Annotated in this window: 13 protein-coding genes; 6 read left to right on the top strand and 7 right to left on the bottom strand. The window is 73.4% G+C overall.

Annotated elements, in window-relative coordinates:
• Positions 1–260: 260 nt before the first annotated feature.
• Both J2S55_RS34400 and J2S55_RS34405 read right to left on the bottom strand, forming a co-directional pair.
• Positions 261–545 carry a hypothetical protein gene (locus J2S55_RS34400; protein ID WP_306869494.1) on the bottom strand — a complete coding sequence of 95 codons (285 nt, stop codon included), beginning with the start codon at positions 543–545 and terminating at the stop codon, positions 261–263.
• 459 nt (positions 546–1,004) lie between these two features.
• The gene (locus J2S55_RS34405) at positions 1,005–1,769 is read right to left on the bottom strand and encodes a TetR/AcrR family transcriptional regulator (RefSeq protein ID WP_306869496.1); all 765 of its coding nucleotides are present in this window, start codon (positions 1,767–1,769) and stop codon (positions 1,005–1,007) included.
• 90 nt (positions 1,770–1,859) lie between these two features.
• Between J2S55_RS34405 and J2S55_RS34410 the strand changes: the two genes are divergently transcribed.
• The 4 genes from J2S55_RS34410 to J2S55_RS34425 all read left to right on the top strand — a co-directional run bounded on the left by J2S55_RS34410 (position 1,860) and on the right by J2S55_RS34425 (position 6,800).
• Entirely contained in the window at positions 1,860–3,143 is a 1,284-nt protein-coding gene (locus J2S55_RS34410) for an acyl-CoA dehydrogenase family protein (protein ID WP_306869498.1), read from the top strand.
• 103 nt (positions 3,144–3,246) lie between these two features.
• On the top strand, positions 3,247–3,891 hold the full coding sequence (locus J2S55_RS34415) for a GntR family transcriptional regulator (RefSeq protein ID WP_306869501.1): 645 nt from the start codon (positions 3,247–3,249) through the stop codon (positions 3,889–3,891).
• A gap of 61 nt (positions 3,892–3,952) precedes the next feature.
• The gene (locus J2S55_RS34420) at positions 3,953–4,435 is read left to right on the top strand and encodes an OsmC family protein (RefSeq protein WP_306869504.1); all 483 of its coding nucleotides are present in this window, start codon (positions 3,953–3,955) and stop codon (positions 4,433–4,435) included.
• Positions 4,436–4,511: 76 nt separating this feature from the next.
• Entirely contained in the window at positions 4,512–6,800 is a 2,289-nt protein-coding gene (locus J2S55_RS34425; protein ID WP_306869506.1) for a xanthine dehydrogenase family protein molybdopterin-binding subunit, read from the top strand.
• Between the two features lie 198 nt (positions 6,801–6,998).
• Here the strand turns inward: J2S55_RS34425 and J2S55_RS34430 are convergent, their stop codons facing one another.
• From J2S55_RS34430 to J2S55_RS34440, 3 genes are all read right to left on the bottom strand, one after another.
• Positions 6,999–7,457, bottom strand: coding sequence for a hypothetical protein (locus J2S55_RS34430; RefSeq protein ID WP_306869509.1), 459 nt, complete (start codon positions 7,455–7,457; stop codon positions 6,999–7,001).
• Between the two features lie 146 nt (positions 7,458–7,603).
• A complete protein-coding gene (locus J2S55_RS34435) occupies positions 7,604–8,080 on the bottom strand; it encodes a low molecular weight protein-tyrosine-phosphatase (RefSeq protein WP_306869511.1) in 477 nt (158 codons plus the stop codon).
• 74 nt (positions 8,081–8,154) lie between these two features.
• On the bottom strand, positions 8,155–9,177 hold the full coding sequence (locus J2S55_RS34440) for a YihY/virulence factor BrkB family protein (RefSeq protein WP_306869514.1): 1,023 nt from the start codon (positions 9,175–9,177) through the stop codon (positions 8,155–8,157).
• A gap of 416 nt (positions 9,178–9,593) precedes the next feature.
• Here J2S55_RS34440 and J2S55_RS34445 point away from each other — a divergent pair, with 416 nt between their 5' ends.
• A complete protein-coding gene (locus tag J2S55_RS34445) occupies positions 9,594–10,346 on the top strand; it encodes a DUF998 domain-containing protein (protein ID WP_306869516.1) in 753 nt (250 codons plus the stop codon).
• On the opposite strand, the gene J2S55_RS34450 is transcribed toward J2S55_RS34445, so the two are convergent.
• Positions 10,315–10,734 carry a hypothetical protein gene (locus tag J2S55_RS34450; protein ID WP_306869520.1) on the bottom strand — a complete coding sequence of 140 codons (420 nt, stop codon included), beginning with the start codon at positions 10,732–10,734 and terminating at the stop codon, positions 10,315–10,317. The two genes, J2S55_RS34445 and J2S55_RS34450, sit on opposite strands and share 32 nt — an antisense overlap.
• A gap of 160 nt (positions 10,735–10,894) precedes the next feature.
• Complete coding sequence (locus J2S55_RS34455; protein ID WP_306869524.1) at positions 10,895–11,704, bottom strand: MBL fold metallo-hydrolase; 810 nt, start codon at positions 11,702–11,704, stop codon at positions 10,895–10,897.
• A 91-nt stretch (positions 11,705–11,795) separates the two neighbouring features.
• On the opposite strand from J2S55_RS34455, the gene J2S55_RS34460 reads away from it, so the two are divergent.
• A complete protein-coding gene (locus tag J2S55_RS34460) occupies positions 11,796–12,422 on the top strand; it encodes a CGNR zinc finger domain-containing protein (protein WP_306869528.1) in 627 nt (208 codons plus the stop codon).
• Positions 12,423–12,492: the final 70 nt, after the last annotated feature.

Here is a 12,492-nt window from a genome sequence, read left to right on the forward strand (position 1 = left end):
CGGCCGGCGGTTCCGGAGGGCCGGCTCCCGGGCAGCTCACCGTCCTGGCGGATCGTCACCGTGTCAGGGGGATCGCGGCCCTCGGACCGTGACGGGCCGCGCCGCGCGGGCGGTCACGGCCGGAGGCCGGTCACCGGCGGTTGTCCGGCACCGGGTGGTGGGCCGCCGGTCCTGGCCGTGGCCGGGCGCAGGCATGACTTCCGGCACCGGGCGGTGGGGGCCCGGTGCCGGGCGGCCTGTCCGGCGCTGGCGCCGTCGTGTCAGTTGTCGATGCCGCCGCCGCTGCCGCCGCGGGTTACGCTGTCGTCGCTGATGCCGCCGCCGCCGCCACCGCCACCGCCGCTGCCGTGCCGGGCGTAGCACCTGGCCGGATTCTTGTGCTTCGAGCAGGGCTTCGCCGCCGAGACGAGGGTGGAGGCCGTGGAGACGGTGGAGGCCATGGGGACGGTGTCGGCGCCGGCGGGCTGAGCCGGCACCGTCGCGGGCACGATGAGCGCGGAGGCCCCTATCACCCCGGATACGAGAGCGTTCCTGACTTTGATCATGACAGCTCACCCCATGTCTAATCAGTTGCGCCCTGGGCGATGCCCGGGCTGGCGGAATGCCGGACCGGTGCCGCACACGGCACCGATGCGGCGGAGAGCCGGAATTCCACGGTAGACGGCGGGCGCTCCGGGGGTCATCCAGGTGCGTCCAAAGCCTTGGGAGGCTCCGATTACCCTCCGGTGACGGACAGGCACGGCAGGAGGGGGTCCGGTCACACACGGTTATCGTCGCTGACCGGAGGCCCGGGGCCCGAAGGGGTGCCGCCGGGACCGGATCGCAATGTCCCGGTAGGTCGCCGCGGCCGCTCCGTTCCCGGCCGCTCCCGGTGACCCGCTCCCGGCCGCTTCCGGCTGCTTCTGGCCGCTCCTGGTGACCCGCTCCCGATGGCTTCGCTTCCGGCTGCTCCCGATGACCCGTTCCCGGCAGCCAGTTCCCGGCGGTCCGCTCCCGGCCGCCGGTCAGCCGGCGGTCTCTGCGCCGCGCTCGGCGGCGAGCCGGAGGGTCTCCTCCGACAGCGGCGCGAGCAGCAGCGCGGCGACCAGGTCGACGAGGTGGCTGACGAACAGCCGGTCGTCGGGGTGCGGCCCCGAGCGGGCCCGCCGGCCGAGCTCCACCATGGTGAACCGGATGGCCACCAGCCGCCGGTGCAGCCGGACCGCGTCCTCCTGGAGCAGCGGCGCGGCCAGCCGCCGCCAGCGGTGGATGCTGGCGGCGGGGTCGTCCTGCTCCGCCGTGGCCAGTGAGGCTCCCGGGTGGCCGATGAGCTCGGCCATGATGCGCAGGTAGGCCGGGCCGCCGTCGGGGTCGGCCAGTTTGGCGGCCGGCGGGCGGACGAGGGCGGCGGCCAGCGCGAGCACCTGGGGATACGCCGGTGGGCCGGAGGGCGGGCGCGTCCGCGGGTCCGTGGGCTCGGCGCCGGTGGGCTCGGCGGCTGGTGTCCCGGTGTCGGTGGGCGAGGGCGTCCGCGGCTGTCCGGGGCCGCCGCCTCTCTCGTAGTCGTCGAGCATGGCGTGCCGTCGCGCGTCCACGTCGCCGCCGTGCTTGCCGAGTACGGCGCGGAGCAGCCCGGCCCGGTCTCCGAAGTGGTACTGCAGCGCGGTCGCGTTGCGCGCCCCCGAGGTCCGGACGATCTCGTTCAGGCTGACGGCCCCGATGCCCCGGGTGGAGAACAGCTCCTCCGCCGCGGTGATCAACCGCTCCCGGGTCCCAGCCGGCCGTGTCATCGCGCTTCCCACCGTTGACCGTTAATGCGATCACATTATAGGTTCGCGCCGAACAGAACATTATTCGGACGGCCTGTCAGAGGAGGCGCCATGTGGGACTTCTCCACCGAGCCGGAGTTCCAGGAGAAGCTCGACTGGATGGACGCCTTCATCCGTGACGAGGTCGAGCCGCTCGACCTGGCCTTCGGTGGGCACGCCTACCGGGACATGGACGACAGGCTGCGCGAGATCGTCGGGCCGCTCAAGCAGCAGGTCAAGGACCGGGGGCTGTGGGCCTGCCACCTGGGCCCCGAACTGGGCGGCCAGGGATACGGCCAGCTCAAGCTGGCTCTGATGAACGAGCTCATCGGCCGGTCCGGCTGGGCGCCGGTCGTCTTCGGCTGCCAGGCGCCCGACACCGGCAACGCGGAGATCATCGCGATGTACGGCACCGCCGAGCAGAAGGAGCGCTACCTCCAGCCGCTGCTGGACGGCGAGTGCTTCTCGGCCTATTCGATGACCGAGCCGCACGCGGGCGCCGACCCGCGCCTGTTCCGCTGCCGTGCCGTACGGGACGCCTCCGGGGGCTGGGTCATCAGTGGTGAGAAGTACTTCACCTCCAACGCCTCCTCGGCGACCTTCCTGATCGTGATGGCGGTGACCGACCCCGAGGCCCATCCTTACAGGCGGATGTCGATGTTCCTCGTCCCGGCCGACACCCCGGGCGTCGAGATCCTGCGCGACATCGGCACGATCGGCGAGCGGCCCGGCCACGGCGCGCACGCCCACATCCGCTACGACGACGTCCGGGTCCCGGCGGAGGCGCTGCTGGGTGAGGAGGGTGGCGCCTTCGCCGTCTCCCAGGCCCGGCTGGGCGGCGGGCGCATCCACCACTCGATGCGCACGGTCGCGGCGGTGAAGAAGGCCTTCGACATGATGTGTGAGCGGGTGCTGTCCAGGCGGACGCACGACGGGCTGCTGGCCGACAAGCAGCTGGTGCAGGCCGCGATCGCCGACTCCTACATCCAGATCCAGCAGTTCCGGCTGATGGTCCTGCACACCGCGTGGCTGATCGACCGGTCCTCGACCAGGGAGGCGCGCACCCAGATCGCGGCCTGCAAGGTCGCCGCCGCCCGTGTCTTCCACGACGTCGTCTATCGCGCGATGCACATCCACGGCGCGCTCGGCGTCTCCAACGAGACGCCCCTGGCCAGGCTCTGGCAGAGCGCGCCGCTGATGGGCATCATGGACGGCCCCACCGAGGTGCACCTGGCCTCCATCTCCCGGCGCGTGCTGCGCGGCTACTCCCCGGCCGAGGGGCCCTGGCCGACGGAGTTCCTCCCCGACAGGGTCGCCGCGGCGCGGGCCAAGTACGGGCTGCCCGAGAACGGCTGACGGGCCGCGCTCCGGCGGCCGGCGCCGCCCCCGGCCCGCCCCGGCTTGAAGGTGGGCCGAACCGCTATGTATACATTGCATACATAGCGGCGGAAGGGGAGCGATGCACGGCGACACCGTCTACCGGCGGCTGCGCGAGCAGATCGTGGCGGGGCACTACCCGCCGGGCGAGCGGCTCACCGAGCTGTCGGCGAGCGCGGCGCTGGAGGTGAGCCGCACACCCGTCCGCGAGGCGCTGCGCCGGCTGGAGAGCGACGGCCTGGTGCGGAGCACGGGCCGGGGCGTGGTGGTGACCGGGCTGTCGCCGGACTCCCTGGACCACGCCTACGCGGTGCGGGCGGCCCTGGAGACGCTCACCGCCGAGCTGGCCGCCGACCGGCAGCGGGACGGGCGGATCCCGCCCGCGGCCCTGGCGGAGCTGGAGGACAGCGCGCGCCGGCTCGAACAGGTCACCGCCGCCGGAGACCTCGACCGCGCCATCGGGCTGAACCGCGACTTCCACCGGACGGTGGCCGAGCTCGCCGGCAACCCGATCGCGCTGGAGACCCTCGACCGTCTCTGGGACCAGATCATCGTCTCCACCCGGGCGACCCTGACCGCCCCGGAGCGTCCGGAGGCGGTGGCCGACGAGCACCGGCGGCTCCTGGCGGCGATCAGGGACGGCCGGCGCGAGCTCGCCGGCCGGATCGCCGGCGACCACGCGCGTGCCACCGGCGCCGCCCGCACCCGCACGTCCCCGGCGTCATAGCGCCGGTGCGACGGTCGACGACAAGATGGCCGGCGGAAGGCCGCCGGGGAAGGAGAAGGCGATGCCGAAGATTCACCACTACGAGGTGGACGTGACGTGGACCGGCAACGGCGGCACGGGCACCAGCGACTACCGCGCCTACGGGCGGGCGCACGAGATCGGCGCCACCGGCAAGGCGCCGATCGCGGGCTCGTCCGACCCGTCGTTCCGTGGCGAGCGGGACCGGTGGAATCCCGAGGAGCTCCTGGTCGTCTCGCTGTCGCAGTGCCACATGCTCTGGTACCTCGGCCTGTGCGCCAACGCCGGCGTCGTGGTCACCGCCTACACCGACCACCCGAGCGGCACCATGGCGGAGGCTCCCGACGGCAGCGGCCGTTTCGAGGAGGTCGTGCTGCGGCCCCGGGTGACCGTCGCCGCCCCGGAGCACGCCGAGCGCGCCGCGGCGCTGCACGAACGCGCCCACGAGATGTGCTTCATCGCCAACTCCGTCAACTTCCCGGTCCGGCACGAGCCCGTCGTCGTCAGCGAGCCCCTGCCGGTGTGAGCGGCGCCCGGCCGGCTTGAGGCCGTACGGCACGGCGGTCTTGGCGCGGGCCCTGACGGCGCTCACAATCAGGGCCATGAGCGATGGTCATCCGTATGTCGGCACCCGGGCCCCCCGCCGAGAGGACTCCCGGCTGCTGACCGGACAGGGCAAGTTCGTCGGCGACGTCCGCCTTCCCGGCATGGCGTACGCGGTGGTCGTCCGGAGTCCCATAGCGCACGGCCGGGTCACGCGACGTGCCGTCAAGGCCGCCCTGGCGGCCGACGGGGTGCTGGACGTCATCACCGCCGAGGACGCGGCCGCGGTCCGGCTGCCGTGCGTGTCCCTGGCGCCGGGACAGCGTGAGATCTCCTACCCGGCGCTGGAGGAGGCGATCCGCTACGCCGGGCAGCCGCTCGCCGTCGTCGTGGCGCGGACCGCGGAGGCCGCCCATGACGCGGCCGGGCTGGTCGACTTCGAGTTCGGCGAGCTGCCCGCCGTGATCGGGGTGGAGGCGGCGCTCGACGGCGGCGCCGCACTGCTGTACCCCGACTGGGGCACCAACCTGGTCACCGACTTCGCGGTCGGCGACACCGACTGCGAGGAGGCGATCGCGGGCGCGGCCCACGTGGTGGACATGACGTTCCGGCTCGGCAGGGCGGCGCCCAGCCCGGTCGAGCCGCGCGGGATCGTGGCGGCCTACGCCGAGGAGACGCTGACGGTCTGGGCCGCCACCCAGGCCCCCCACCACGTGCGCGACCACGCGGCCGAGGCGCTCGGGCTCTCCCACCACCGGGTGCGTGTCATCGGCTGCGACGTCGGCGGAGGGTTCGGCGCCAAGGAGCACCTCTATCCCGACGAGGCGCTGGTCTGCCTGGCCGCGATCCGCCTCGGCCGGCCCGTGACATGGACCGAGTCGCGCAGCGACCACCTCGTCGCCACCCTGCCCGCCCGCGACGCCGTGCACCGGGGCCGGCTGGCGCTGGAGGCGGACGGCCGCTTCGTCGCGCTGCACTGCGACATCCTCGGGGACCTGGGCGCCCACCCGTCGAACGTCGGCATCTCCCCCCTCGCCGTGTCGGCCATCATGCTGCCCGGGCCCTACCGGTTCGACAGGGCCGGGGCGCGCCTGCGCGCCGCCGTCACCACCACCACGCCGACCGGCTCCTACCGGGGGTTCGGCCAGCCCGAGGTGACCTGGACCAGGGAACGGCTGATCGACGAGGCGGCCCGGCGCCTGGGGCTCGACCCCGTCGAGATACGGCTGCGCAACATGATCGGCCCCGAGGAGCTGCCCTACTCCACCCGCACCTGGCAGTCCTACGACTCGGGCGACTACCCCCGCGCCCTGCGCACGCTGCGCGAGATCGCGCGCGCCAGGCCGTCACACGACGGGCGCAGGCGCGGTGTGGGGTTCTCCTGCCACGTGGAGGCGACCGGCCTGGGACCGTCCATGGGGATGAAGGCGGCGGGCCAGGCCGCAGGCGGGTTCGAGACCGCGATCGTGCGGATGGACCTCGACGCCTCGGTCGTCGTGCACGCCGGGGTGGTGGGCATGGGACAGGGCATCGAGACCACCCTCGCCCAGCTCGCCGCCGACGGGGTGGGCGTGCCGCTGGAGCGGGTCCACGTGGTGCTCGGCGACACCTCCGCCACGCCGTACTCCTCCGTCGGCTCGATCGCCAGCCGCTCCCTCGTGGTCGGCGGCGGGGCCCTGAACCGGGCGGCCGGCCTGCTGCGCGACAGGATCGTGGCCATCGCCGCCCACCAGCTGGAGGCGGCCCCGGAGGACCTGGAGATCGCGGACGGCGCCGTACAGGTGAAGGGCGACCCCGGCGCGCGCCGCACCCTTCGGGAGATCGCCACCTCCGCCTGGCGCGGCTGGGACCTGCCCGCGGGGATGTCACCGGGCCTGGAGGAGCGGGTCACCCACGACCCCAGCGCCTACACCTACGCCTACGGCGCCCACGCGGCGGCCGTGGCGGTCGACGAGGAGACCGGGGCCGTCGAGGTCGAGGGCTACTGGGTGGTCGGCGACTCCGGCGTGCTGGTCAACCCGGCGATCGTCGAAGGCCAGCTGAGGGGCGGGATCGCGCAGGGGATCGGGATGGCGCTGACGGAGGAGGTCGTCTACTCCCCGGACGGGCAGCCGTCGGCGGACTATCTCCTGCCGACGGTCCGGGAGATCCCGGAGATCGGGATCGTCCTGCTGGAGACCCCTTCCCCCATCACTCCCGGCGGCATGAAGGGCGCGGGCGAGGCGGGCACGATCGGCCCGCCCGCGGCCGTCGGCAACGCGGTGGCCGCGGCCCTGCCCGAGATCGCCGGCCGGATCACCGCCACCCCGCTGACCCCGCAGGTCCTCTGGTCCCTGCTCGCCCGCTGACCCCGCAGACGCTCTTCCCTCCTCACCCGACGACCCCGCTCACTCGACGACCCCGCTCACCCGACGACCCCGCGGGTCCTCTGGTCCCTGCTCACCCGCCGTCCCCGGCCGGTGAGCGGGCCGGGCGGGACGCCCCTGCGGCGCCGGCCCGGCCGGCCCGGCGCCGCAGGGGCGCGGCCGACCGGCCAGGCTCGGCTCTCAGACGGCCCGCAACCGGTCCGCCAACCGGTCCAGCCCCCCCTTGATCATCTGTCCGTACCCGTCGTCGCCGAGGGCGCTCACCGAGGCTCGTCCGCGATCGAGGTGGTCCCGCGCGCGTTCGAGGTCGCCCAGCTTCCGGTAGACCTCCCCGAGGTTGAGGTGCAGGGACGGGTAGAAGCCGGCCACGGGGCCGGTGGCGCCCGCCTGCCGGGCCCGTTCGTCGGTGACCAGGTCCGCCGCCTCCAGCGCCCGCAAGTCCCAGACCAGCTCCTCGTGCGGGTCGTCCTGGGCGTCGGCCATCGAGTGGGCGAGCGCGCAGCGGTGCAGCGGATCGCCGGTGGCGCCGATCTCCTCCCAGAGGCCGGAGAACAGCCGGCGGGCCTCTTCCCGCCTGCCGCTCTGGTTGAGCTCGATGCCCCGGCCGATCTCGGTCATGATCGCGTCGGGTCCGGTCATGCGGTCCCTCCTCAAGGTGGTGGTAGTGATCGCCGACAGTAGCGGCGGCCACCGACATCAGCCCGCGCGGAGATCCCGCGCCCTCGCGCGGGGACCGGGACGGGACGGCGGCCACGGCGCCCGGACAGGGGAGGCCGCCCGCGTCCTCACCGCGGCAGCGTCCGTGACAGGTGCTCGGCCAGCCCCTCGGACGCGGCCCGGACCATCTCCAGCACGTCGGCGAAGCCCTCGCGGCCGCCGTAGTAGGGGTCGGGCACCTCGGCCCCCGGCGGCGCGGCCGGGTCGAAGGAGCGGAACAGCCGCACGTCCGAGCCGGCCGGCGCCAGGCGGCGCAGCGCCCGGAGGTTCTCGGCGTCCATCGCCAGCACCAGGTCCACCTGACCGAACCAGCCGGCCAGGAACTGCCTGGCACTGTGCGAGGAGCCGTCATAGCCGTTGTCGGCCAGCATCGCCGCGGCCCGCTCGTCCATCGGGGAGCCCTGATGCCAGCCGCCCGTGCCCGCGCTGTCGACCGAGACGACATCGCCCAGCCCGTGGTCGGCCAGGGTCTTCCTCAGCACCACCTCGGCCATCGGGGACCGGCAGATGTTTCCCAGGCACACGACACATATGCGATAACTCATCCCCACAGGATGCCGCCGCCGGGCACCGCGTGAGCACGGCGGACCCGCGCGACGCCGCCCGTGACCGGCCGGCTCTACCGGATCCGGGGCCGGCGCCACCACCGCGCCAGCCCCCGTGCGGCCTCGGCGGCGGCCGTGCCGACGGCGCCCACCAGCGGTTCCCGCTCCTCCTCGGCGGTGGGGCCGGGGTCCGGCCCGACCGGCTCCCGGTTTCCGCCGCGGCACGCCTCCAACTGCGCGGCGAAGGCCAGCCCGAGAAAGAGCGCCGTCGAGCTGAGGAAGGACCACAGCAGCAGCGCCATGACGGCGGTGAGCGGGCCGTAGGTGGCGCCGAAGGTGCCGCTGCGCTCGATGTAGAGGGCCAGCAGGAGGGTGAACGCCGTCCACAGGACGAGGGCGACCAGGGCGCCGAAGGCCAGCCAGGTGTGGCCCGGCTGCCTGCGCCGGGGGGCGGCACGGAACAGCACCGAGGCGGACAGCAGGGCCAGCAGGAATCCGACCGGCCAGCGGACCAGCGTGAACGCCGCCAGCATGTCCTCGCCCCAGCCGTAGACCTGGGCGAGCGCTCGCCCGATCGCCCCGCCGCCGACCATCACCACGAAGCCCACCGTCATGAAGGCGCCGGCGGAGACGGCCATCAGCAGGGCCCTGCCGTACTTGCGGTGGAACGGGCGGTCGCGCTCGACGCCGTAGATCCGGTTGGCCCCGCGCTCCACCTGGGCCATGGCGCTGGTCAGCGAGACCAGCGCGGTGACCAGGCCGAGCCACAGGGCGAGGGCGCCCCCGGCGTGGCCCGCCTGCCGGTGGCTGTCGGCGAGCACGTCCTTGACCGCCTCCACCCCGGCGCCGGGCGCGATCCGGCTCAGGGTCAGCTCCAGCACCTGGCCGAGCTGCTCCTGGTTGAGCACCGAGCTCAGCCCGACCAGCGCGATGGCGCCGGGGATGATGGACAGGCACACCTGCAGGGCCAGCGCACGCGAGTTGGTCATCCCGTCGCCGTACCTGAACCTGGCGAAGGAGTCACGGATGAGGTGCCATCGGCCGTACTTGCGCAGGGTCACCCACGCGTGGTCGGCGGAGAGCTCCTCGCCGCTCATACTCCGTGTCTGCGGCACTTTCGTCGCGGTTCCCATATCGGGGAGCCGGCTACCCGGCCAGCGGCTTTGTGAACCAATTGCCCGATAATGACCTTTAACTGGCCCTCCGGGAGACCGCCCGGCCCGGCGACCTTCCACATCTCGGCGGCCACGGAGTGGGCGGACTCCTCCCGTACGGCCCGCCTCCGGCGATGGCCTCGGCGGCGACCCAGGCGCAGTGCGAGCCGAGGGCGGCGCCCTGTCTCCGCCCTCATCGAGCGCCGTCTGTCTTGGTGCGCGGTTGAAAGGGACTCGTCCGCGCCTGTGCGCCCGGACGTCCGGCTCCTCCGGTGGTGGGAGCCGAGGATCCATGGGCCGCGCCGTCCGTCCGTCAACATTGGTTGACAGGGCCATCATGTCAACTTAGATTGACATTCATGAGAGGCACCCTACTGGCCGCCCCGCCGCCCGCCGGCGGCCCGTCACGGCCGGATCACGCCCATGCGACGACGAGACGGCTGCTCGCCTGCGGTGCGGTCGCCGGCCCGCTGTTCGTCGCCGCGTTCCTCGTCGAGGGCGCGACCCGCGCCGGCTACGACCCGCTGCGCCATCCGGTCAGCTCGCTCGCGCTCGGAGACTCCGGATGGACCCAGAGCGCCGCCTTCATCGTCACGGGCCTGCTGACGCTCGCCTTCGCCGCCGGCCTGCGGCGGGTGCTCCGGGGCGCCGAGGGGCCGGCCCGGGGCTCGGTCTGGGGGCCGGCGCTGATCGGCGTGTGGGCGGTCCAGCTGATCGGCGCCGGGATCTTCACCACCGACCCGGTGAGCGGCTATCCGCCGGGGACCCCGGACAGGCTCGTGGAGTACGGCAGCGCTCACGCCGCCGTCCACGACCTGATCGCGCTGCCCGGCTTCGCGGCGCTGGCCGCGGCCTGCGTGGTGTTCGCCCTCCGCTCCGCCGCGCGCCGCGAGCGCGCATGGGCGATCTACTCGGCCGCCAGTGCCGTCGCCTTCGTGGGCGCGTTCATCCTGGCCACCGTCGCGTTCGAGCAGGCCGCCGGGCTGGTCGAGCTCGGCGGGCTCTTCCAGCGCGTCGCGGTCACCGTCGGTCTGGGCTGGCTCACCCTGCTGGCCGTCCGCGCCCGGCGGGCCCACAGTGTCAGCCGCCGCAGTGGCCCTCGGGAATACTGACGGCGTAGCTGGTGTAGCCCCCGCTCTTGAAGGTGTAGCCGTTCGTCCAGACGCACTTGCCCGCGCCGGCACCTCTGATGGGACCCGCGTAGTACTTGAAGGTGCCGTTCTGCTCGTAGGGCGTGTTACCGATGATCATCTTCACGCCGGTCTTGGTGGCCACCCCAACGGACACACTTTTGATCGTGACCGCGCAGTTGTAGCCGTTGGAGTTGTTGTAGAGCAGGTACACCTTGCCGCCGGAGTCGCCGTTCAGGTGCGTCAAGTTCCTGGAATCGATCACATGGCAGCCCGGACCGCAGACCTCCTCAGGGGTGTACGGATTGGCGGCGGCGTGCGCGGTCCCCGCCGAGGTGGGCAGCGCGCCCGCCCCCAAGGCTGCCGCCATGACCAGCCTGAGCGCCCTGCCTCGAGTGGGCGGCACCCGTCCGCGGAGGCGGCGCCGGACCGGGCGCCGACGGTTACACCGGCGGTCAGTCCGGCGCCGCTGAGGACCTGGGCGGTGACCAGGACGATCAGGACGCGGCGCCGCGCCCGGCCTGTCCGGGTCAGCCCAGGTCGCCCAGGTCCAGGCGGTCAGCCAGTCCGGCGGCGGTGAAGGCGGCCACCAGTTCGTCGCGGCCCTCGGTGAAGTGGGCCCAGCTGTCGTAGTGGACGGGGACCACCCGGCGGGCGCCGAGGATCCTGGCGGCCTCGGCGGCCTGGGCGCTGTCGAGGACGATCAGCGCGCCGTCGAAGAGGACGGGGAAGCGGGGAGCCCCGGCGAAGAGGATGGCGGTGTCCACCGGGCCGAAGCGCGCGGCGATCTCCTTGACCAGGTCGAGCGAGGCGTTGTCGCCGCTGACGTAGACCGTGGGCAGGCCTTCGCCGGTCAGGACGAATCCGACGACCTGACCGGTGACCGGTTCGACCCCCTCGCGTGCGCCGGGCCCGTGAATGGCGGGCACGCCCGTCACGGTGATCCTGCCGCCGCCGGGGCGGTCCAGTTCGATCGACTCCCAGTCGGCCAGCCCCTTGGCCCCGTCTCCCAGGCGGTGTCCGCCACCTGGCGTGGTGAGGGTGAGCGGGACGTCGGCGAGCAGGGCTCGGCCGGAGTCGTCGAGGTTGTCGGGGTGCTCGTCGTGGGAGAGCAGGACCACGTCGACGCGGCCGAGGTCGGCCGGCGCGGCCGAGGAGGGCGCGGTCTTGGTCAGGATCGGGGGGCCCGACCTCTGGTGGTCACCGGGAGCGTAGTAGTCGCCGGGAGCGTCGAAGGTCGGGTCGGTGAGAAACCTCAACCCGCCGTAGTCGAAGAGAGCGGTCGGGCCGCCGAAGACGCGGACGGGGAACTGCTCATGGGTGGTGCCGGTAGCAGACACGAAGGAACTCCCTCACGGATGAAGTCTTATCTATCCGTGAAGTGACCGTAGTTGTTCATCACGGATGAATGCAAGCCGTACCATGAGAGGCATGAGGGACACCGCGAGCGCCGAGTCTGCGCTGCCGCCCGCGCCGGGGGCGGAGCAGTACCTCGCACTCGACTTCGTCAACAGCGTCATCGCGCTGCCCGGAGGGCACTTCGTCGACCTCCTCGGCGTCCCCGCGGCGGCGCAGCGGTGGCTCGTGGAACGCGACCTCGCTCCGCCCGACGCCGGGGTGCGGGAGATGTGCGCGGCGCAGCTGCGCTCGCTGCGCGAACACCTCAGGTCGTTGTGCGCCTCCCGGGTCGCGGGGCTTCCCGCCCTGCCCGCCGCCCTGTCCGCGGTCAACGACGCGCTGAGCAGGGTCCCCACGGCCGCCCTGCTGTACTGGGACGAGAAGAACGGCCCCTACCGCGCGGCCCCGTGCCCCACCAGCGAGATCCTCGACCACGCTCTCGCGAGTCTCGCCGCCAACGCGGCCGACCTCCTCACCGGCCCCGACGCTGAGCGGCTCACCCCCTGCGGCTCCGCCCCCTGCAACCGCTACCTGCTGCGCCACGGCCGCCGCCACTGGTGCTCCACCCGCTGCGGCGACCGCGCCCGCGCCGCCCGCGCCTACGCCCGCCGCACCCAACCCCAGGACGCGCCGAAGGGGATGTCGCCGGAATACGGCTGACACGGGCCGTCCGGGGCCGGCGCGGGGACTTTTCGGGCATAGGCTGCCGGACGCCGTCAAAGCCCCGGCT

The sequence above is a fragment of the Streptosporangium brasiliense genome, assembly GCF_030811595.1.
In the GTDB taxonomy this organism is placed as follows: domain Bacteria; phylum Actinomycetota; class Actinomycetes; order Streptosporangiales; family Streptosporangiaceae; genus Streptosporangium; species Streptosporangium brasiliense.

What these genes read in the sequence shown, in the direction of transcription:
- J2S55_RS34415 (WP_306869501.1), top strand. Translation starts at nt 3,247, where the DNA reads ATGCACGGCGACACCGTCTACCGGCGGCTGCGCGAGCAGATCGTGGCG.
- J2S55_RS34410 (WP_306869498.1), top strand. Translation starts at nt 1,860, where the DNA reads ATGTGGGACTTCTCCACCGAGCCGGAGTTCCAGGAGAAGCTCGACTGG.
- J2S55_RS34430 (WP_306869509.1), bottom strand. Translation starts at nt 7,457, where the DNA reads ATGACCGGACCCGACGCGATCATGACCGAGATCGGCCGGGGCATCGAG.
- J2S55_RS34420 (WP_306869504.1), top strand. Translation starts at nt 3,953, where the DNA reads ATGCCGAAGATTCACCACTACGAGGTGGACGTGACGTGGACCGGCAAC.
- J2S55_RS34425 (WP_306869506.1), top strand. Translation starts at nt 4,512, where the DNA reads ATGAGCGATGGTCATCCGTATGTCGGCACCCGGGCCCCCCGCCGAGAG.
- J2S55_RS34445 (WP_306869516.1), top strand. Translation starts at nt 9,594, where the DNA reads ATGAGAGGCACCCTACTGGCCGCCCCGCCGCCCGCCGGCGGCCCGTCA.
- J2S55_RS34400 (WP_306869494.1), bottom strand. Translation starts at nt 545, where the DNA reads ATGATCAAAGTCAGGAACGCTCTCGTATCCGGGGTGATAGGGGCCTCC.
- J2S55_RS34440 (WP_306869514.1), bottom strand. Translation starts at nt 9,177, where the DNA reads ATGAGCGGCGAGGAGCTCTCCGCCGACCACGCGTGGGTGACCCTGCGC.
- J2S55_RS34435 (WP_306869511.1), bottom strand. Translation starts at nt 8,080, where the DNA reads ATGAGTTATCGCATATGTGTCGTGTGCCTGGGAAACATCTGCCGGTCC.
- J2S55_RS34405 (WP_306869496.1), bottom strand. Translation starts at nt 1,769, where the DNA reads ATGACACGGCCGGCTGGGACCCGGGAGCGGTTGATCACCGCGGCGGAG.
- J2S55_RS34460 (WP_306869528.1), top strand. Translation starts at nt 11,796, where the DNA reads ATGAGGGACACCGCGAGCGCCGAGTCTGCGCTGCCGCCCGCGCCGGGG.
- J2S55_RS34450 (WP_306869520.1), bottom strand. Translation starts at nt 10,734, where the DNA reads ATGGCGGCAGCCTTGGGGGCGGGCGCGCTGCCCACCTCGGCGGGGACC.